The sequence below is a fragment of the Chryseobacterium sp. Marseille-Q8038 genome (genome assembly GCF_965111995.1).
The window spans coordinates 796,859-817,719 of record NZ_CBCOPN010000001.1; the positions used below are offsets into that span (position 1 = coordinate 796,859).

The 20,861-nt window shown below is 35.5% G+C and carries 24 protein-coding genes; 10 read left to right on the forward strand and 14 right to left on the reverse strand.

Annotated elements, in window-relative coordinates; all coding sequences use genetic code 11:
- Positions 1 to 95 precede the first annotated feature (95 nt).
- The 10 genes from ACWPWS_RS03675 to ACWPWS_RS03720 form a co-directional block, all read right to left on the reverse strand.
- Positions 96 to 542, reverse strand: coding sequence for a KTSC domain-containing protein (locus ACWPWS_RS03675; RefSeq protein WP_076597776.1), 447 nt, complete (start codon positions 540 to 542; stop codon positions 96 to 98).
- A 262-nt stretch (positions 543 to 804) separates the two neighbouring features.
- Positions 805 to 1,569 carry a hypothetical protein gene (locus ACWPWS_RS03680; protein WP_454045534.1) on the reverse strand — a complete coding sequence of 255 codons (765 nt, stop codon included), beginning with the start codon at positions 1,567 to 1,569 and terminating at the stop codon, positions 805 to 807.
- Positions 1,570 to 1,778: 209 nt separating this feature from the next.
- Positions 1,779 to 2,159 carry a VOC family protein gene (locus ACWPWS_RS03685; RefSeq protein ID WP_454045535.1) on the reverse strand — a complete coding sequence of 127 codons (381 nt, stop codon included), beginning with the start codon at positions 2,157 to 2,159 and terminating at the stop codon, positions 1,779 to 1,781.
- Positions 2,160 to 2,412: 253 nt separating this feature from the next.
- Positions 2,413 to 3,096 (reverse strand): DUF2306 domain-containing protein, encoded by a 684-nt coding sequence (locus tag ACWPWS_RS03690; protein ID WP_454045536.1) that lies wholly within the window; start codon positions 3,094 to 3,096, stop codon positions 2,413 to 2,415.
- 22 nt (positions 3,097 to 3,118) lie between these two features.
- Positions 3,119 to 3,577, reverse strand: a complete 459-nt coding sequence (locus ACWPWS_RS03695; protein ID WP_454045537.1) for a DUF2750 domain-containing protein — start codon at positions 3,575 to 3,577, stop codon at positions 3,119 to 3,121.
- A 76-nt stretch (positions 3,578 to 3,653) separates the two neighbouring features.
- Complete coding sequence (gene nudK / locus ACWPWS_RS03700; protein WP_454045538.1) at positions 3,654 to 4,235, reverse strand: GDP-mannose pyrophosphatase NudK; 582 nt, start codon at positions 4,233 to 4,235, stop codon at positions 3,654 to 3,656.
- Between the two features lie 68 nt (positions 4,236 to 4,303).
- Positions 4,304 to 5,215 (reverse strand): TIGR01777 family oxidoreductase, encoded by a 912-nt coding sequence (locus tag ACWPWS_RS03705; RefSeq protein ID WP_454045539.1) that lies wholly within the window; start codon positions 5,213 to 5,215, stop codon positions 4,304 to 4,306.
- A gap of 24 nt (positions 5,216 to 5,239) precedes the next feature.
- A complete protein-coding gene (locus ACWPWS_RS03710) occupies positions 5,240 to 5,584 on the reverse strand; it encodes a DUF2116 family Zn-ribbon domain-containing protein (protein WP_209784217.1) in 345 nt (114 codons plus the stop codon).
- Between the two features lie 5 nt (positions 5,585 to 5,589).
- Positions 5,590 to 6,183: an HPP family protein gene (locus ACWPWS_RS03715; RefSeq protein WP_454045540.1), complete on the reverse strand. Its 594-nt coding sequence runs from the start codon at positions 6,181 to 6,183 to the stop codon at positions 5,590 to 5,592.
- A complete protein-coding gene (locus ACWPWS_RS03720; protein WP_454045541.1) occupies positions 6,184 to 7,089 on the reverse strand; it encodes an arginase family protein in 906 nt (301 codons plus the stop codon).
- A 421-nt stretch (positions 7,090 to 7,510) separates the two neighbouring features.
- On the opposite strand from ACWPWS_RS03720, the gene ACWPWS_RS03725 reads away from it, so the two are divergent.
- Both ACWPWS_RS03725 and ACWPWS_RS03730 read left to right on the forward strand, forming a co-directional pair.
- The gene (locus ACWPWS_RS03725) at positions 7,511 to 8,302 is read left to right on the forward strand and encodes a hypothetical protein (RefSeq protein WP_454045542.1); all 792 of its coding nucleotides are present in this window, start codon (positions 7,511 to 7,513) and stop codon (positions 8,300 to 8,302) included.
- 141 nt (positions 8,303 to 8,443) lie between these two features.
- The gene (locus ACWPWS_RS03730) at positions 8,444 to 9,469 is read left to right on the forward strand and encodes a methyltransferase (protein WP_454045543.1); all 1,026 of its coding nucleotides are present in this window, start codon (positions 8,444 to 8,446) and stop codon (positions 9,467 to 9,469) included.
- Positions 9,470 to 9,609: 140 nt separating this feature from the next.
- Here the strand turns inward: ACWPWS_RS03730 and ACWPWS_RS03735 are convergent, their stop codons facing one another.
- On the reverse strand, positions 9,610 to 9,987 hold the full coding sequence (locus tag ACWPWS_RS03735) for a helix-turn-helix domain-containing protein (protein ID WP_454045544.1): 378 nt from the start codon (positions 9,985 to 9,987) through the stop codon (positions 9,610 to 9,612).
- A gap of 349 nt (positions 9,988 to 10,336) precedes the next feature.
- Here ACWPWS_RS03735 and ACWPWS_RS03740 point away from each other — a divergent pair, with 349 nt between their 5' ends.
- From ACWPWS_RS03740 to ACWPWS_RS03770, 7 genes are all read left to right on the forward strand, one after another.
- Positions 10,337 to 10,669 carry a single-stranded DNA-binding protein gene (locus tag ACWPWS_RS03740; RefSeq protein ID WP_105682085.1) on the forward strand — a complete coding sequence of 111 codons (333 nt, stop codon included), beginning with the start codon at positions 10,337 to 10,339 and terminating at the stop codon, positions 10,667 to 10,669.
- A 14-nt stretch (positions 10,670 to 10,683) separates the two neighbouring features.
- A complete protein-coding gene (locus ACWPWS_RS03745; protein WP_245169686.1) occupies positions 10,684 to 11,139 on the forward strand; it encodes an HRDC domain-containing protein in 456 nt (151 codons plus the stop codon).
- A 120-nt stretch (positions 11,140 to 11,259) separates the two neighbouring features.
- Entirely contained in the window at positions 11,260 to 12,630 is a 1,371-nt protein-coding gene (gene hisS, locus ACWPWS_RS03750) for a histidine--tRNA ligase (RefSeq protein ID WP_454045545.1), read from the forward strand.
- Between the two features lie 112 nt (positions 12,631 to 12,742).
- Positions 12,743 to 13,591, forward strand: a complete 849-nt coding sequence (locus tag ACWPWS_RS03755) for a PH domain-containing protein (RefSeq protein WP_454045546.1) — start codon at positions 12,743 to 12,745, stop codon at positions 13,589 to 13,591.
- A gap of 18 nt (positions 13,592 to 13,609) precedes the next feature.
- Entirely contained in the window at positions 13,610 to 14,257 is a 648-nt protein-coding gene (locus ACWPWS_RS03760) for a GNAT family N-acetyltransferase (RefSeq protein ID WP_454045547.1), read from the forward strand.
- Between the two features lie 53 nt (positions 14,258 to 14,310).
- On the forward strand, positions 14,311 to 14,847 hold the full coding sequence (locus ACWPWS_RS03765; RefSeq protein WP_454045548.1) for a PH domain-containing protein: 537 nt from the start codon (positions 14,311 to 14,313) through the stop codon (positions 14,845 to 14,847).
- Between the two features lie 61 nt (positions 14,848 to 14,908).
- A complete protein-coding gene (locus ACWPWS_RS03770) occupies positions 14,909 to 15,700 on the forward strand; it encodes a class I SAM-dependent methyltransferase (protein WP_454045549.1) in 792 nt (263 codons plus the stop codon).
- Between the two features lie 96 nt (positions 15,701 to 15,796).
- On the opposite strand, the gene ACWPWS_RS03775 is transcribed toward ACWPWS_RS03770, so the two are convergent.
- The 3 genes from ACWPWS_RS03775 to ACWPWS_RS03785 form a co-directional block, all read right to left on the reverse strand.
- Positions 15,797 to 16,033 carry a YtxH domain-containing protein gene (locus ACWPWS_RS03775; RefSeq protein WP_105682092.1) on the reverse strand — a complete coding sequence of 79 codons (237 nt, stop codon included), beginning with the start codon at positions 16,031 to 16,033 and terminating at the stop codon, positions 15,797 to 15,799.
- A 99-nt stretch (positions 16,034 to 16,132) separates the two neighbouring features.
- Entirely contained in the window at positions 16,133 to 16,975 is an 843-nt protein-coding gene (locus ACWPWS_RS03780; RefSeq protein ID WP_454045550.1) for an isoaspartyl peptidase/L-asparaginase, read from the reverse strand.
- Positions 16,976 to 17,127: 152 nt separating this feature from the next.
- Positions 17,128 to 18,015 carry a cyanophycinase gene (locus tag ACWPWS_RS03785; protein WP_209789057.1) on the reverse strand — a complete coding sequence of 296 codons (888 nt, stop codon included), beginning with the start codon at positions 18,013 to 18,015 and terminating at the stop codon, positions 17,128 to 17,130.
- A gap of 201 nt (positions 18,016 to 18,216) precedes the next feature.
- Here ACWPWS_RS03785 and cphA point away from each other — a divergent pair, with 201 nt between their 5' ends.
- A complete protein-coding gene (gene cphA / locus ACWPWS_RS03790; RefSeq protein WP_454045551.1) occupies positions 18,217 to 20,847 on the forward strand; it encodes a cyanophycin synthetase in 2,631 nt (876 codons plus the stop codon).
- The last annotated feature ends 14 nt before the right edge of the window (positions 20,848 to 20,861 follow it).

Here is a 20,861-nt window from a genome sequence, read left to right on the forward strand (position 1 = left end):
AATATTGGCTTTAGCCAAAACATAACATCCATTTTTTGGCAATAAAAAAGCTTCCAGCAAAAACTGAAAGCTCTTATATATTGTAATGTAAAAAATTAATCTGCCATCGCTTCTCCGGACTTTCTGTACACGAAGTTTCCGTAGATGTGTCTTCTTGCAAAACGGCTTGGTGAATCAGCGTTGATCATTTTAATGTAAGTGTTTTTTGGAACTCCCATATACTCATACATATTTCCGTTCAGGTGCTGAACCGTTAAAATTGATTTTTCAAGATAAAAATCCTGAATATTAGATTTTGTAATGGTTTCAGTATATTCTTCTTTGTACTTTTCCTGTGTTTCAGAATTAATACTTACCAAAAAGTGATAGGCTTCAATCACAGATTTACTTTTTTCTTCAGCTTCCAGTTTTCCGGCTTCATCATTAATAAATTTATCAGGATGCGTATCTTTCATCACATTTCTGTAAATCGTCTTTAATTCTTTTAAAGTAACATTTTTATCTACTCCAAGAAGTGTTCTGTGCTCACCAATTTTTTTCATATCTCTAATCCTTATTTTCGGGGTGCAAAATTAAGAAATTAAATCCATAAAATCATAACTTATTCATTTTTAATTTATTTGGGTTTAAGAAGTAGAGAAATTAGTAAAGATGAAAATCATTGAATATGTAAAATTCACTTTTACAGCTCATTAAGCCCTCTGTGCAATTTTTTATTCAATCTAAAATAAAAAAAAACAGCACCCAATCCGAGTGCTGCTATTGTATTTTTCAATAATTAAATCTTTCAATTTTTTAATCACCCTAGGGTTCATCACAAGTTCTCTTCAGTTTTGTAAAGATCTTATCAAAATCTTTGTAAGAGGTACCTTCATCATTACGTTTCTGTCTGAAACTGCTGTTGGCACAGTTGTGAAAACCAAGACCAATCATATCAATTAATGCATAATCTTCTTTTTGGGGATCATTCATTTTGGCATCAAATCTTGCCATTACTCCTTTTGGATCTGCATTATTTCTGCTTTTAAGCTCCGTATAATTTCTCCATGCAGCAAACATTTTTTCTCTGTCGGGAGAGGATATTGCATCAATCTGTTCTCTGCAGGTAGTATAATATTTACTGTTTCTTAGCGTAGAAGGATCAGAATAAGCAAGGATTTCTTCTTTATTAAGCTGGTATTCATTCTCAAAAGAATCAATGGTTTCTTCCATTAATTTTTTCCATTTGGGAAGATCAATTACTTTAAGGCTGTATAATTCCTTTTTCTTTTCTTCATACTGCTTTTCAAGCTCCTGTAGATAAGTTTCTCTGTTTTTACGGATTTCTTCAAGCTGGGCAATTTTAAAAACAGGCTGGGTGTCAAATACAACGCCATTGAACTGATACAAAAGTTTATTAATTCCGTCTATTTCTTCTTTTTTATATTTAGCCGAATCAAAATACCCCTTATTGTCACAATTAAAAGTCTGATAGCTGTAAGGAGTCAGGTTATTTGCTTTTGCAGGAGTTTTTTGCCCCCAGATGGTAATGGATAAGGCCAAAGCAAGCCCAATCATCATTTTTTTCATGCACATAAATTATTGAAAGAATCCGAATTTTCTGAATTTCTATGCAAAATTAAGGCTTTAAATTCAAAATATAAAGGATTAAATAGATTTTCTCAATGGTTTTTGCAAATTTTATATGGATTTTATACTGCTGTCTTTGTATTTTAAAAATCCCAGTCCGTTAAATCCTGAAAATTGAATAGTAAAAAGCTGATATAGAGGTGTTTTTCCTAATAATAATTGCTTACTTCAATAAGATTCTGATCCGGATCACGGAAATAAACCGATTTGATTTTGCCTGCAGCTCCGGTTCTGTATACAATCCCTTCAATGATGTTTGCATTTTTCTGCTTTAGCTCTTCCATCACCTCATGAATATCGGTCTCTGCAATAAAGCAAAGATCAGCAGAACCACAGGTTGGCAGCTCTGCTTTAGGCTCAAATTCATGACCTTTCTGATGCAGATTAATTTTTTGATTTCCAAAGAGGAGTGCTTTTCTGTCTTTCCCAAAAACAACCACTTCAAATCCCATAACATGCGTATAAAATTCTATAGTTTTATCAATATCTGCCACTGTTAAGACAAGGTGGTCAAGGTTCTTTATTTTCATAAATTAATGATTAACAATAATTTTCATCAGAATTAAGGCTGTTTATAAAGCTGTGATCCTGTTATGGATTGTTTTTTTAGATTTAAAATGATAGATTTACATGAATTAACACGAAACCATGATATATTATTTTTTCCTTCTTTTTATTATCGCTCTTTTTGGAGGGATTTCTTATCTGATTATGCGCTTTTTTGGTAAATGGACCAGGAATAATAAATATGCAGTACTTTTTAATACCTTAATATTTATCGCCTCATTTTTTCTGATTTCTTTTCTTAGCCTGTATATTTTCTTTTCCACTGTTGATTTTTCCAGGTAGCAGTAAATCTTTTCTGAGAATTAAGTAAGCCATCAAAAGATTGATAAAAAGGGCTGCCCAGACATTTAATCCATAAAAAAGCTCGTAATCATGGCGGGTTTCATTATAAAACAGATTCTTAACGATTCTGAAAGTAATAGCTGTGGTGGTTACGGCATAGCTTAAAACCATATACGTTCTATGCTTACTGATATTCCCATTTTTGATAAAAAGTACGGCAGCAATGGTGAAATATGCCCAGAGCACATCCTGTATCAGAAATCCTGTAATTCCGATTATTCCTCCATTGGAAAAAAGTCCAAGTACAAAACATGCCGGAACATTAATGATCAGAATATTGTAAACATATATTTTCCCAATAATCTTATGAAGATCTCTGTTTTCATCCAAAAACCGACTTGAAAACTGCGTAAGACCGGCCAGAAGACAAAGCGTTATGGAAAAGATATGAATATAGAAAAAAGCCATCCAGTACGGATTATTTACAACCTGTTGCTTAAAGGCAAGAAACCCGATATTTTTTTCAAGAGAAGTGTACTGGGAAATAGTTTTCAGCATTAAAATACTGAAAAGAAGAACTAAAAATAAAGCGGTTATTTTAATGATCTTTTTTCCCAAAACCTTCCTTTTATATCAACGATTACTCTTCCCATACTTCTCTGATCTGTTTTTCCAGATCTTCCATGTTTTTAAATTTTCTCAGTTCCAATGATTTTTCTGAAGCTTTAAGTTCTTCAATAATGTCAAGGATAAGTTCCAAAGGTTCAGCTTCATAACCCAACAGATTGCTGTCAAAATTAGTTCCCACTAATAATCCGTCACTATTCATACCCAGGCACCAGTTTTCTACAAATTCATTAAGAGGAACAGGAGAAGGTTCGTACTGATTCCATTCGTTTTCTATGCATGATTTTGCTCTTGCAGCATCAGACCAGAAACAGATAATCTGTACTTCTTCACCATCTTCGTATTCTGCTTCGTTGGAGTAGGAGGTTGCATATCCTTTATCATCTTTTAATGCAAACACTACTTCCGTTTCGCTGATTTTCCTGATAAAGTCTTTATAACGGTTCTGAACTGTAATATGATCTTGAAGCATCTTTATTTAATTATAAATTATAAATTAGAAGTTATGAATGATATTTTACTCATCATTTATCAATCATCATTGATGTCTACATGATCCCTTTGATTCGTAAGTGCTGTAAAAGCATGATTGTTTTTGCATCTTTGATTTCTCCTGTATCAATCATTTTCAGACTTTCTTCAAAAGATAACTCAAGGACTTCAATATTTTCACCTTCTTCTTCCAATCCGCCTCCGTCATTGATCTTCATTTCATTGGAATATTCTGCAATGAAGAAATAAAGAATTTCCGTTACAGATCCGGGTGACATATAGGCCTCAAATATTTTTTCAACTTTGGAGATTTTATATCCGGTTTCTTCTTCAGTTTCCCGTTTTATACAATCTTCCGGGTTATCATTATCCAGCAGTCCGGCGCAGGCTTCAATAAGCATGCCTGTAGAATTTCCATTGATGTATGTGGGTAATCTGAATTGTCTGGTGAGAATAACCGTGTTTAAGGCTGTATTATAAAGAAGGATAACGGCTCCGTTTCCTCGGTCGTAGGCTTCTCTGCTTTGAGTTTCTGTGGTTCCGTCTTTTTTCGATACTGAATAAGTGACTTTGTTTAAAATATACCAGTTATCTGAAAGAATTTCTGTGTTTAATAGGGTAATATTGGGGTTTTTCATTAGAATATTTTCTGTGTTATAATCAATGGGTATTATAAATATTTTTTAATTAAAAGATTCTATCTTTTCTACGGCTGCTTCTTTAATAAATCCTTTAAAGCGTTCTCCAGATCCGGAAATTTGAAGTGGAAACCTGCATCCTGAAGTTTCTTCGAAGAAGCTCTGGAACCTTCCAGAATAGCAGTAGCAAGCTCTCCGAATAACAATTTCAGGACAAATCCCGGAACATTAGGCATGAACAAAGGTTTTTCAAGTACCTGGGCAATTTTTTTTGTCAGTTCTTTATTGGTGGCATGTTGTGGAGATACAGCATTATACGCTCCGTTCATTTCAGGATTTTTTAAAGCAAATTCATAAATAGAACAAATGTCTTCAATATGAACCCATGGCATATATTGGTGGCCACTTCCCAGCGGAGATCCGATACCGTATTGAATAGGAGGAACCATTTTTTTTAAAGCACCGTCTTTTTCAGAAAGAACGACTGCAGTTCGTATTTTGACCACCCTTGCTGCCAGATCCTGTTCTTTAAAGTCATTAGCTGCTCTTTCCCATAAAACGACTACTTCACTGAGAAAGTCATTACCTGGAGGATCATTTTCTGAATAAATCTTTTCTGAAGTTTCTGTACCATAAAAATTGATTCCTGAAGCTGAAATAAAAGACTTAAGCTTTATCTTATTCTTTCTTAAAGCCGTTCGGAGTAATTCTGCGGAATCAATTCGGCTGGAGATCAATTCTTTTTTTCTTTCGGGAGTCCAGCGTTTTTCTGAAATATTGGCACCTGCAAGATGAATGATGTGAGAAACATTTTCCAGTGCGGTTTCATCCATTATTCCTTTTGTGAGGTCCCATTCATACTCATAGTCATGCACTTTTTTTCGGGTCAGAAACCTAATCTCATATTCCTTACCTATTTTTTTTGCCAGCTCTTTAGCGATCATGCCACTGGCTCCGGTGATGAGAACAACTTCTTTCATAATATTATACTTGTGGGGTGTGGGTTATGCCTGATTTTTTACGATCAGTATAAAGTCATCTTCCAGAAGTTTATATCCGTAATCATAAATAAACTTGTATTCAGAGCCGTTTTTATAAACTTTCAGATTGGTAAAATAATCGAAATCAAAACCTAAGCCATCCAGTTTGGATTTTAAGACTTTTGTTTTACCATCGGTATTGATTTCCATCAGGATGCGGTAATTCTTACGGAGTTTGTTATTAACATTCCGCATTAAATTGTTAGAATCCTTATTCTGCTTATTATTGTAGGCGTTCCGGCAGGCATCGTTGCAGAATTTTTTATCTGATCTTCCGATGATTTTCTCGCCACATTCCAGGCAATTCATGATTTTTATTTTAAATGATGGGTGTGTCTTTTTTTCAACAGTTTTTTGAACATGCTGTGGTTAGGATAGCTTCTGTTTGGGGTAATGTTATTAAAGAACAGGGCTACAAGAAGCAGGATGATGCATCCTGAAAGAACAGGGGAGAGAACGTACCAATATCCCAATTCCGGAATTTTTCCTGTAGAACTTACCGCAATCAGGGCTGTAGCTCCGCCCGGTGGATGCAAAGTTTTTGTATACTGCATCAATACTATGGAAAATGCTACTGCCAAAGGTGCCGAAAGCCAGATGATATCCGGAACAAACTGATATACAGTAACTCCTACCAAAGCCGACAGAACATGTCCACCGATAAGATTTCTGGGTTGGGCCAGAGGACTTTGTATTGCTCCATAAATAAGAACGCTTGATGCTCCAAAAGAGCCAATCAGGAATATATTCTCCGTTTCTGTAAGTGAGTGAGACTGGATAAATGCAATGATCCCGATCCCAAAAAATGCGCCTAAAAATGACCAGAAATGTTCCTTGTAATCAACAAGAGTCTCTTTATAGATCACATATTTTGAAACTCTGAATGTTCTTTTGATAGTCTTCTTCATTTACTCTTCTTTATTTTTTATAATTTGAATTAAATTGTCTACAAATGGGCGGGTGTATATTTCGTTTTCATCGTAATCGGGATCTAAGATGGTAATCTCTATTCCAAAGCATAATGGATCTTCCAATAAAGGATTCAACATTTCCCTGAGATCATCATAACTGATTCCGTCCTCCATTCTGCTGTCTACGGCAGGCATAATCTCGTCTTTCAGGATATCAACATCAAAATGAATGAAAAATCCATCCAACCCTTTATCATTCACCATTTTCAGAAAATCTTCAGCGGTTTTCCTGAAACCATTTTCTCTGAGCTGATAAAGATCAAAATAATGAATACCTGAATTTATAATTTGGGCAACATATTCTTCATCATCTGTTTCCGCATTGCCACAACAGAAAATATTTTCTTCAGATAGATAGGGTTTTAAACCATTAATATGGGTTAGCTTTTCGTGTCCGGTGCCGGTAATGATTGCGAGATCCATTCCTGCTGCGCCTCCGGTTTCAGACAGTTCGGGCGGGATAAAATCGGTGTGTCCGTCAAGATAAAATAGTCCGAAGTTTCCCAGCTTTTTCAGAGCTACAGCATTTCCTATGAGAATACTGCAGTCACCTCCAAGAATAATATTAAATGTATTCTTTTCATAATTTCGGAGAATACAGTCGGCCTGTTGTTTAGCATACTCAATAATCTGGTCTGCATTTCTGACTTTTGATTCTTGATCAAAGTCCATAGAATACGCCGGAGCTTCCAGTCTAAAAATGGCACTAGGATTAATTCTACTATGAAAATCAAATTTTCTGAGCCAATCCGGAAGTTTTCGAACTCCGGGTTCTGTCTCATGTTCTTTCTTTGTAAGTCCCAAATTGAGAGGAAACTCAAAAATATTGATGTTCCTTTTCATAGATGAATTTTCACAAAGATACGGAATTATCCGTTTGTAAATGGATAGCTGCGAGAGAGGAAGTTTATTTTATTGGAATAAATCTATTCTTAGAATGAAATAATTATTTAGCCCTGAAACATAATAAATTATTCATGTATTATCTGGAAATAAACTCATTCTGGAAAGTTTTGTTTAAATATTGTGTTTTTTTCAATAGAAGAAGATTCATTGATTAAAAAATTAATATTATAAAAGAAATTCTGTTTAATTCTCTTTGTTTTGAAAAATTTAATATTTGTCGGTATTTTGCATTGTTTTTTTATTCATAAAATTTTATTGTTTATATAACTGTCTTATTTTCAGTAAATAAATACGAATTTTATTTCACTATGTTGTGTTTTTTTGTAATTTTGAAATGAAACATTCAAAAAAACAAACCATGAAAAAATCCAATTTATTAATCAGTATTCTGTGTTCCTCATTTGCATTTGGACAGGTTGGGATTAACACGACTTCTCCACAAGGAGTTCTAGATGTTACCTCAGCTAATTCAGCCGTTGTACTCTCCAGAAATGCCAACCCGCCAGCCAATGTACCAGCACCCACGGCAGGAATGATTATCTATGATTCCACCAATAAGACCCTAAGGTATTATAACGGAACCTTTTGGAGTACCGTCATTTCTTCGCAGACATTAACAACAGCTAATGAAGGAGTTGTTAAGCTGAATAGCGGAGCAGGAGTGAAACCCTCATTTGCATTCAAATCTTCAGGAGGTGTCCCGTTAATGACTTATCAAAATATTGTTTACCAAACACCGATTAATATTGTCACAGACTTTGCTGCGCCTCCTACAACCACATGGCCGGAAAATATTATCAGTCCTGTGCCCGGAGACATATTTGACCCCGTAACAAGCCGGTTTTTGGAAAACCCTATTGCCGGGCAGGTTCATATGTGGAGAGTTATTGTCAGTTATTCCAATAAGAATAATGGTTCTGTGGCCTTTGTGACGGTAAACCTTTCCAATCCTGTTCCGCCTTCAACATTTTCCATTGATCAGACTGCAGTTGCTCCCAATGGGGTAACATCCGGAAATCTGGTCTTTTACCTGGTAAGTGTTGCCGATCCTTTATCTATAGGTAGCGGGTATCTTATTAAAATAAAGTCTGATACCACATTGGATGCTACTATTGATAGTGTAACAAGGATTTCCCAAGCCAAAGATTAATCTCATTACTAAAGCTTATTTTCAACTTGACACATGTCACACAAGAACAAACTTATCGGGTTTGTTCTTGTTTTCATGATGTGTATATAATGTACATGCCTACTAAAGTTTATCAAATACTATTCTATTAAAATGCTTACTATGGAAAAACAACCCGTTAAACCAGAATTTACATTTAAAATGTTTGAAATATTAGGTGGTTTATGGCTAACCGGATGCGTAAAAACAGCAGCTGAACTCAATATTGCAGACTTGCTGGCTTCTGGTCCAAAGACAATATCCAAACTTGCTGAAGAAACAGAATCCCATGAAACAAACTTATACCGGGTTATGAGAGCATTAAGCGGTGCCGGAATTTTTGAAGAATCTGAAAATAAAACTTTTGCTTTGAATGATTTTGGAGCAGCCTTACAAACCGATGTTCCCGGAACAGCAAAAAATTTTGTGCTTACAATTATGAACGAACACTTTCCAGGCTATGGAGACCTTACCTATGCAGTTCAAACAGGGAAAATTCCTTTTGAGCACATCCATGGTAAAGACCTTTGGGGATTTTATAAAGAATTTCCTGAAATAGGAGAAAACTTTGGAAAAGGTATGACGGGAATGTCCGGAATGGAGCTGACAGGAATTATAGACAACTATGATTTTACACCTTATAAAAAAATTGTTGATATAGGCGGTGGCAATGGGGTCATGATACACACCATTTTGAATCATGCTCCGGAAAGCTCCGGGATTATTTTTGATGAAGCCAATGTGATTGAAAAAACGATCAAAATGATTCCTGAAAACCTGAAAGAAAGATGTTCCGTGGCTATTGGTAGTTTTTTTGAAAGAGTTCCGGAAGGAGCAGATTTATATACGATGAAATGGATTATTCATGATTGGAGTGATGATGAATGTGTGCAAATTCTGAAAAACTGTTATAATGCCATGTCTAAAGGAGCAAAACTGTTAATCATAGATGCAGTTATTCCTGACGATTCTTTAAATAAACCCCATATGGGCAAACTTCTGGATATTGTTATGCTGGCCTGTCTTACGGGAAAAGAAAGAACTTTAAGCGAGTTTAAAATGATCATCGAAAAAGCAGGCCTTCAGTTTAACCGGCTTATTCATATCGGAACAGAGGCAAAAAGCATTGTTGAATGTGAAAAAATATAAGTTTCAATTTTTATTTTTAGTTGCATGATTAAGTAGGAAGCGCTCAGCAATTTTGCTGAGCGCTTTTTTATCTTGTTTACTGTAAAAAGAGAGATTAAAAAAACTCTGTTGATAATTTTTAGTAATTAACTTTTATACTGTTATTTTTTAAGTCTTTCGATTTCTTCTTTTAGCAGACCTATATATTCCTGCATCGTTTTTATGATTTCTATGCTTAATTCATGACCAATATTTGTAACATTGCTATTATCACCCCCATTATTAGCATTTACAGAAGATCCTGGACTATCAGTAAAAACAGGATTTTCAATAACAATTTTAGCTTCCTCTTCTTCGTAGATTTCTTCCACAGGAACCTCTAAATACTGGGCAAGTTTGTCCCATTCTGTCTGTGTTATAGATACAGCACCGCTTTCTTTTCTGCTATAGTTGGAGACATCGGTAGGGATCACTTCAGCCATTTGCTGCTGAGTGAAACCTTTCATCTTTCTTACTGTACGAAGTTTTTCTTTTTGCATATCAGACATTTTTACAAATTTGCAAAAAAAAATTAAATTAAAGACAAAAAAAATCCTTGTAATACACCTATTTTTCAATGTTTTTTAAAAGAAGAATTTTATTTTATGATAGGGCTTTTCATTATTTAATTTTTACTTTAAAAGTGATAATTAATGCTTTTAAATCTTTATAAATATTGTTTTACACAGAATTCTATTTATTTCTTTATCCGTTTACAAACGACTACAAACGGATTTAAATAGTTTATAACCGACTGTGATTGGGTAACATCACAATCTTTGCAATAGAGATTTGAGAAAACAGTGAACGTCTCTTATCTGAATTATTAATCTTTAAAATCTAAAAATTATGTCACTAAGAAACAAAGTAACCTTAATTGGTTACACAGGAAAAGAAGTTGAAATGGTAAACTTCGATAACGGAAATGTAAAAGCCAGTGTATCCTTAGCTACCAGTGATCATTACACGAATGCCAAAGGAGAAAAGGTAGAGGAAACCCAATGGCACAATCTTATTGCATTTGGGAAAACAGCAGAGATTTTTGAAAAATATGTTCCCAAAGGAAAAGAAATTGCCATCGAAGGAAAGCTTACCTACAGATCATATGATGATAAAGACGGAGTGAAGCGGTATGTCACAGAAATTCGTGTAGACGAGATCCTGTTATTAGGCGGTAAATAATTCTAAAAACACAAATGATGAAAGTAAAAGTTTTTAAAATCAGGCTTCCTGAAGAGTTTCTCTACAAAGACCAGAAAATGCTGGATGATTTTCTGGAAGTTAACGAGATTATGAAAGTGGAAACAGCTTTTGTAAGTGAAGAACGGTATTGGTCTGTAATATTGTATTTTGAAGATGCAAAACCTGCAAAAAATACGGTAAAAGAACCAAAGACAGTCAAATATTCTGCAGAGAATGATTTCCTGAATACAGATGAAGAAAAGATACTGGATGCTTTGAAACTCTGGCGATCAGAAAAAGCCCGGGAGCAGAATCTTCCCACTTATTTCATCGCCAGCAATAAAGAGCTGCTATCTGTAGCCAAGTATAAGCCTGCCAGAAAAGAAGAATTGCTGGAGATCAAAGGGTTTGGAAAGCATAAGATTGAAAATTATGGTGAAGAAATTCTTGAAATCCTTGAAAGTGTATGATTTTTTTAATAATTGATAACACAACCAGAAAAGCTGAGGGAAGATTTTCTTCAGCTTTTTATACTGTGTAAAGTCCTTGTAATTCCGTACTTTTGCATTTATCAAAATGACATATAAGAAATGAAGCCAAGTTTAGCAAAAGGGACGAGAGATTTTACGGCACAGGAAGTTTCCAGAAGAAAATATATCATCAATATTTTACAGAATAATTTCGAATTATTCGGGTTTCAGCCACTGGAAACTCCAAGTTTTGAAAATCTGTCTACACTGACAGGAAAATACGGAGAAGAGGGTGACCGCTTGATTTTTAAAATTTTAAATTCAAGTATCAACGAAGCAAAAGAAGAGAAAAAGAACCAGATGCTTCATGATTTTCAAAGAGCATTAGAAAAACCTTTCAGTGCGGAAAGTCTTACAGATAAAGCTCTTCGTTATGATCTTACTGTACCTTTTGCAAGATTCGTGGCAATGAATCATGGGAAACTGACATTTCCATTCAAACGTTCTCAAATTCAGCCGGTTTGGAGGGCAGACAGACCTCAGAAAGGAAGATTCAGAGAATTTTATCAGTGCGATGCCGATGTTGTAGGAAGTGAAAGTTTACTACAGGAGGTAGAATTGGTTCAGTTGTATTTAAAATCATTTGCAGATCTGAAAGTTCCTGTAACAATTCATATGAACAACAGAAAGATTCTTTCCGGATTGGCAGAATATGCAGGAATAACAGATAAACTGATTGACTTTACTGTAGCATTGGATAAACTGGATAAAATTGGTAAAGACGGAGTTGTTAAAGAACTACTGGAAAGAGAAATCTCTCCGGAATCTATTGAAAAATTAGACTTCTTGTTCAGCCAGTCTGACGATGCACTGGAAAACCTTCTTCAACTGAAAGAGAAATTTGCAGGAAACGAAATCGGACTGAAAGGAGTAGAAGAACTTGAATATGTTCTTACCCAATCTCTGAATCTTGGTGTTGATATTCAAAACCTGGTATTCAATATTACTCTGGCGAGAGGATTAGATTATTATACCGGAGCTATCTTCGAAGTGAAGGCAGATGAAGTGGCCATGGGTTCCATTGGAGGAGGTGGCAGATATGATAATCTGACTGAAGTTTTTGGCGTGAAAAACATTCCGGGAATAGGAATTTCATTCGGATTAGACAGAATTTATCTGGTGATGGAAGAATTGAACCTGTTTCCTGAAGAGGCTTCTGCTAAAATAGAATATCTTTTTGCAAACTTCGGTGGAGAAGGAGTAACAGAAGCTTTAAAGCTGATCATACTACTAAGAGCAAAAGGTATTTCTGCAGAACTGTATCCTGAAAATTCAAAGATTAATAAGCAGTTTACCTATGCAGAAAAGAAAGGCATAAAGAATCTTGTCTTCTTGGGTGAAGAAGAAATTAAAAATAATACGGTTACCTATAAAGACCTTGAGGCAGGAGAACAGAAAACTGTTTCTTTAGAGGAATTCTTAGGAGAATAATACAGCAGATTTATTCTAAAGTATATCAATCAAAAAAACAACCACTGGAAATATTTTCAGTGGTTGTTTTTTTGATTGATGAGAAGATTTAAATACTTTTGAATAAAAAGAAATGAACAATAATTGTGCATTGTGTAACGCAGAACTGACATCTATGGATACACTTTTGGGAGCTAATACACTTTCAGACGGCAATGTTTTATGCAATAAATGTTTAAATAAAGTAAGTGATATCAATGATGAATTGCTGTACAATCTTAATAAATTCAGCATTGATGATATTAATAAAATGCTGAGTACAGACAAAACTGAAACAGTTCCGGCGGTGGCAATTGCAGAACAGAATCTTCCTGCAGCTATGGATTTTGGCTCCCATCAAATCTCAAAAGAGGTTTATAAAAGAAGACATCAGAAAATAAAGAGTGAACTGGAAATGTTGAATGCTAACCTTTCCATCTTCACCAAAGGAGAAATAAAAGAACTTCCTTATCTGATCTCCGAAGAAGAACAGATCATTGCGATCACGGATGCTCAGTTCGTTAATACATTGGCCGCAGGAGTATTGGTAGCAACACCCAAAAGAATGATATCTGTTTCAAAAGGAATGTTTGGTGCTGCAAAAATCAATGATTATCCAAACGAAAGTATTAAGGCTGTAAGTTTTGTAACAGATTCCAGATCGCCTATTATCAAGTTACATCTTGATGAAAGAATGGTAGAGTTTGAATGTTTCATGGATAAAGAGGATGCTGAGAAATTCTACGACAGGATAAAAGATATTTATAATAGTCCTCGGGAACAGTCTTCAAAACAGATTGGTTCTGTAAACAAAAATATTCCGGTTTCATCAGAAGACATTTTTAATCAACTTGAGAAATTAGGAAAACTGAGAGAAAACGGAATTTTGACTGATGCAGAATTTGCAGAGCAAAAAAAGAAATTGCTGAAACAATTACAATAAAACTTTTAACACCCAATCATGAAAGATAAAGTATTGTCAAAAATAGTAGAAAAATGGCTTAAAGGATGGTGTCTTTCAAGAGAAGTATCTTTTCCTGTTCCCTATAAATCCGGATTTAGAGTGTTCGTAGGAGATGAAAAACAAAAAGAACGTTTTGTATTTCCTGAACTTAATGATGATTTTTTCGAACTTGCAAACTCTATTGATGAGCCGTGGGTTTATCTGAAAATATCAACGTCTCCCGATGAATTTACAGGAAAAATACCTGCAAGATGGAAATTACAGCCACAAGGATATCTGATGACCTGTTTTCAGCCAATGAATTTCCCGGAAATTAGTCTTGCAGAAGGCTATCATTTAGAATTTTCTGAATACAATACTACTTTTGTTGTAAGAGTTGTAGCCGGAAATGGTGAGCAGGCTTCTATAGGCCGTGTTTCTCTTATAGATGATGTTGCTGTTTATGACAGGATTATCACTGAAAAAAATCATCAAAGGAAAGGACTCGCTAGTTTCTTATTGAAAGAACTGGAGAAGATCGCTTTGTCAAAGGGCTTTTCAAATAACCTTTTAGTGGCTACAGAAGAAGGAAAACTATTGTATGAAACTTTAGGCTGGAAGATGTATTGCCTCCATACTTCAGTTGTGATTCCTTCAGAGGAATAATTTTTTATTGAATCAAATTAATAAATAGTAATTTAGATCCATAAACTAAAGCTATGAGCGAAAAATCAAGACTTGACGAAATAAGAGATGAACTTAAAAGCCTGGATATCAGTCCTACTATATTTGCCCGAAAAGAAATTCATGAATTGCCGGATATCCTTTCATCAGACGAAAGAATTGTATACCTCGTAGAAGGCAGAAATAAACTGAACAATCATCATATCATTTTAGTTGCTACAGACAGAAGGCTGATTTTTGTAGATAAAGAATTCATGTATGGATTGAAAGTTGAGGATTTTTCTTACAGCAAGATAAGCTCTATACAATATGAAACTGCATTTTTACTGGCTTCCATAGATATTCAGGTTACCGATGATATTGTAGAGATTGATGGAGTAGGAAAGTACCATGCTGAGCTGTTTTGTGAAAAAGTAAGGGATTTCATGTCTCAACCTGAAAAATCCTTTCAAAGCAAGTCGGAGCCCAGTGTTTTAGACCAACTCGAACAGCTTGGAAGATTAAAAGAAACAGGAGTTTTAAGTGAAGAAGAATTTCTGGAGCAAAAGAAAAAATTGATGGAGAAGCTATAATAACGATATGCTGGATAATGAAAATTTGCCGGCTGAACTTATATTATTTTAAACTAAAATCATGGAAAATTACTTAGAAATTAATAAAAAATCTTGGAATGCAAAAGTAGAACCACATCTGAAATCGGATTTCTACTTTGTAGAAGAGTTTTTAAAAGGAAGAACTTCTCTGAACTCAATAGAACTGGATCTTCTTGGAGACATAAAAGGGAAAAGTATTCTACACCTTCAATGTCATTTCGGTCAGGACTCTATTTCTCTTTCAAGAATGGGAGCTAAGGTTACGGGAATAGACCTTTCTGACAAAGCAATTGATACAGCCAGAGATCTGGCACAGCAATGTGAAACAGACACAGAATTTATCTGTTCGGATGTGTATAATCTGCCTGATATTCTGGATCAGAAATTTGATATCGTTTACACAAGTTATGGTACGATAGGATGGCTTCCTGACTTAGAAAAGTGGGCCGGTATTATCGATCATTTTCTAAAGCCGGGAGGAAAGTTCATTATGGCAGAGTTTCACCCTGTGGTCTGGATGTTTGACGATGACTTTACAAAAGTTGCCTACAACTATTTTAATGAAAAACCTATAGTAGAAACATATGAAGGAACGTATGCGGATCAGTCTGCACCTATTGTTCAGGAATATGTCATGTGGAACCATTCTTTATCTGAAGTTCTCAATAATTTGATTGAAAAAGATCTACAATTAAATACTTTCAGAGAATTTGACTGGTCTCCATATGCTTGTTTCAGACATGTAGAAGAATTTGAGAAGGGGAAATGGAGAATTCCACAGTTTGGAAATAAAATTCCGTTGGTATTTGCGCTGGCAGCAGAGAAAAAATAAAATCTTGATCGTTACTTAAAATAAAAAGTCATCGTAATTAAAACTACGATGACTTTTTCCTATATATGAATGTTAAAAAAAACTGCTCTATGTTGGTTAGCTAAGAGAATCTTCAGCCTTTGTTTTCGCTTCGTCCACTTTATTCTGAACTTGGGAAGCAACATCATTGGCTTTGCTTTTAAGGTCATTTCCCCATTTATTAAGATTGTCTTTTGCAGTATTGATTTTATCTTTTACAGCTTGTTGATCTTCAGGGCTTGAATTCTTATATTTCCAATAAGCTAATGCACCTAAACCTAATAAAGCTAATAATCCTTTTGCTTTGTTTCCCATGATTTCTATTTTTTTATGTATTAATATTAAAATTTGTTGTTATGAATAATGTAAAATACGTGCCAAAAAAATAAATTGACCTATAAAAAAATGTTAAATTTAAGAGAAGACTTCGAAATTTTCACCGTCAAAACTGGCGAAAACCATAGTAGGATAGGAGTCCTGATGATAAACATTTCCCTCTTTATCAATAGCAATGGCACCTGCGAATCCATCAATAGTTTTAAGTTCATCAAATGTCTTGCTGAAGGCCTGTTGAAGATTCATCCCATCTGTAACTCTTGTTACAATTTTTGCTGCAGTAGCATTGCTGACAATATCTTCACCAACGCCTGTACAGCTCACGGCACATACAGCATTGGCATAATTCCCGGCCACAGTGGCAGAGTCTGAAATCCTTCCGGAAATTTCAAAACCTTTTCCTCCCGTAGAGGTGGCCACAGCAAGTTTTCCTTCCTGATCAATTGCTACACAACCTACAGTTCCTTTGCCACCATTGGCAAGTTTAGCTTCGTATTCTTTTCTTCTTTGAGGAATTTCTGTAGAAAAATTTTCAAAACCATTTTCAGTAGCATAAATTTTAGCACCATTTCCTCCTAAAACCCTGTCGTCTTCATTGATAAGATCTTTAGCTACAAAAATAGGGTTCTGTACATTTTGAATATTAATCACACCACTTAGTCTCTGAGTATTTCCGTTCATAATGGCAGCACTCATACGAATAACGCCATCACTCTGGATCTGAGAACCGATGCCTGCATTGTATAACGGATCATCTTCCAGTAATGAAACGGCATAGGCAACGGTATCAAAAGCCGAATGTGTTTTAAGGTAGCCAAATGCTTTTTTTGCAATTTCTTTTAAAGAATTCTGTTTTGCTGTTTTTATTTCGTGGCTTTGATCGCTTTCAGAGAAAAATCCTCCGTGGATAATTACTTTCATAAATTATAGATGATGATTGATAAATGATATTCTTTTACGAAGTTAATTTATAAATTCTAATTAAACATTGAACCTTAAACTTTAAACAAAAAAAATGAAACCGAAGTTCCATTTTTATGATGATTAATACTATGTTTTTTGACTACATCAATTTATTTATCCTGCGGTATTGGATTAAATTGAGAATTTTCAATGGTCAGTTTCTTTGTTGTAAGATCATAATGGTCATTCATAGACATCACATGTACCGTTAAGTTATCAATAGAAATAGGTTCTCCAAGGTTGATATTCGTAAGGTTGGTATCTTTGATAAACCTTCCGTCAACTAAGATAACAAGGCCGGAACCTACAGCTGTCATGACATCATTATGAATGAAAAGTCCGGTGTCTTCCCCCAGTCCGATTCCTAATGTTCTCGGATTGTTCACTACAGCCTGGAAAAGACGTCCGATTCTGCCTCGCTGTACAAAGTGAGTATCAATAATAACGTTATCTATTAACCCTAATCCCTGAGTAGTTTTGATTTCTCCTTTTAGAAGGGCTTCAGAACTGCTTCCCTGGTAGATCATGTTTTCAGAAGCTGCTGCAGCACCTGCAGAAGTTCCGGAATAAATAAAATCCTGTTCCTGGTATTTTAATAAAATGGTATCGTGAAATCTTGTTCCTCCAAGAATAGAAGTCAATCTCAGCTGGTCTCCACCGGTAAACATCATAACATCAGCAGCGTTGGCTCTTGCTACCATTGCATCAGAATTAGCTTCCTCACGGTTGTGAATGTCAAGAACATTTACATTTTTTGCCCCCAGAAACTCAAATGCTTTTTTGTATTCAGAGCCTACGATCTGAGGAATTTGAGAAGCGGTGGTGACGATTTCAATCACAGAGTTCTCTTTAAGTTTTGATTCGTTGATGATCTTTCTTAAGATCCCACGTTCAAAAAAATTAAGGTTTTTTTCAATATTCTGATCATAGTCGGTTTCAGCAAAACTTCCTTTGTTTACAGCTCCTCCGATAACGATTAATTTTCCAACAGGTTTCATCATAGTGCAAAATTAAAAAATAATTAACATTCTTTGACGAAATTCGTGCCATCTTTAGTTGATTTTTAATGTTTTAGAAATGTTAATTAAAATTAATTTTTTTTTAACGAATCTTTAAATGTGGTATAGTTTCGTTTAGGGTTTTACATTATCTTTGGTTTTGAAAGGAGTTATTGTTAACTGTTAAAATGCCAATAGACTATGAAAATCGAAAAGATTCAGGCACTAAGAGGTCCTAACATCTGGAGCATCAGAAGAAAGAAGCTGATACAGATGAGGTTGGACTTAGAAGAAATGGAGAGTTATCCTACCAATAAAATTGAGGGATTCCGGGAAAGAATAGAAAAATTACTACCCTCATTAATCACACACCGCTGCTCGGAAGGAGTGGAAGGAGGTTTTTTCCATAGAGTGGAAACGGGAACCTGGATGGGACACGTCATTGAGCATATTGCTTTGGAAATACAGACTCTGGCAGGAATGGATGTAGGGTTTGGAAGAACCCGTGAAACAAAAACTCCGGGAGTATATAATGTAGTATTTAATTATATTGAAGAAAATGCCGGAATTTTTGCTGCAGAAGAAGCCGTAAAGATTGCAGAAGCACTGATTGAAAGCAAAGATTATGATTTGAATGCATGTATCCATAAATTAAAAGAAATCAGGGAGCGCGTCCGTCTTGGTCCTTCTACCGGAAGTATTGTGGAGGAAGCAGCTTCCAGAAGAATTCCATGGATAAGATTGGGAACCAATTCATTGGTGCAGTTGGGGTATGGAGTGAATCAGCAAAGATTTCAGGCTACCATTACGGGGAATACAAGTTCTATCGCTGTAGATATTGCCTGTAATAAAGAATTAACCAAGAGAATGCTTCACGATGCTGCCATTCCGGTTCCAATAGGTGATCTGGTAGTTGATGAAGAAGGGTTGAACGCTGTGATCAAAAAAATTGGGTATCCCATTGTTTTAAAACCTTTGGATGGAAACCATGGAAAAGGTTCTTCCATTAATGTCAACGACTGGGATGTGGCTAAAATAGGCCTGGAACATGCTCAGAAATACTCAAGAAAAGTCATTGTTGAGAAATATATCACGGGCTACGATTTTCGTATACTGGTGATCAATAATAAAATGGTGGCCGCTGCAAGAAGAGTTCCTGCTCATGTTGTAGGGGATGGAGAACTCAATCTTCAGCAACTGATTGAGAAAGAAAACAAAGATCCAAGAAGAGGCTATGGTCATGAAAATGTCCTTACTGAGATTGAGGTGGATAAAGATACTTTAGAACTTCTTGAAAAGCTTCAGTATACGCTGGAAACAATTCCTCAGAGAGGAGAAGTGGTTTATTTAAAATCCACAGCCAATCTTTCAACCGGAGGAACTTCCATTGATGTTACGGATATGATACATCCGGAAAATATCACCATGGCGGAAAGAGTTTCCAGAATTATCGGACTGGATGTCTGTGGTATTGATGTGATGGCGGAGAACCTTACACAGCCTTTAAAGGAAAGTGGTGGAGCCATTATTGAAGTAAATGCAGCACCTGGATTCAGAATGCACCTTGCTCCAAGTGAAGGGTTGCCAAGAAACGTTGCTGCACCGGTGGTGGATATGCTGTATCCTCAGGGAAAACCTTTTACCATTCCGATTATTGCCGTAACGGGGACCAATGGAAAAACAACAACAACGAGACTTATTTCCCATATCGTAAAAAGTAATGGCTACAGGGTAGGATTTACCACTTCGGATGGAATTTATATTCAGAATACCATGTTGTCAAAAGGAGATACAACAGGGCCGCTTTCTGCAGAATTTATTCTAAAAGATCCTACAGTAGAATTTGCGGTTCTGGAGACTGCCAGAGGAGGAATCTTACGTTCCGGACTTGGGTTTTCGCAATGTGATATTGGAGTTCTTACCAATATTGAGGAAGATCATCTGGGGATGAATGATATTCACAGCTTAAAAGATCTTACCAAAGTAAAACGGGTCGTACTGGATAGCGTTAAAAAGAGCGGATGGAGTGTGTTGAATGCAGATAATGAATATTCGATGAAGATTGTGAATGACCTTGATTCCAGTGTAGCTATTTTCAGTATGGATGAAAACAATCCTCATATCGTAAAATTTGCAAAAGAAGGAAGAATTACCTGCGTGTATGAAGAAGGTTTTGTCACCATCAAAAAAGGAGACTGGAAAATCAGAATAGGAAAAGCCAAAGATTTCCCGATTACGATGGAAGGAAAAGCCCGGTTTATGATTGAAAACGTATTGGCCGCTAGTTTGGCAAGTTATCTTTACGGATTCGGAATTGAGGATATTTCTAATTCTTTAAGAACCTTTATTCCAAGTGCACAGCTTACTCCGGGAAGACTGAATGTTTTTAAATTTAAAAATTTTAAAGTACTGATTGACTTTGCCCACAATCCTTCAGGATATGAAGCCATTGAAGATTATCTGAAAAATGTGGAATCTACAAAGAAGATTGGTATTATATCCGGTGTTGGAGACCGAAGAGATAATGATATCAGAGAGTGTGGGAAGATTGCCGGAAGAATGTTCGATTATATTATCATCCGAAATGAGAAACATCTTCGCGGAAGAACCGAAGAGGAAATCAACGGGTTGATTATTGATGGAATTAATGCTGCGGGCAGAGATGTCAGCTACGAAATCATTCCTAAAGAAATTGAAGCCTTGAAACATGCTATTGGAATGGCAGAAGAAGGAACATTTATCACAGCTTTAAGTGATGTTATTTCCAATGCTATTGATCTGGTTCAGGAATACCAGACCAAGGAATTACTGGAAGATGATAAAAATATATAATTTAAGAATCGGGC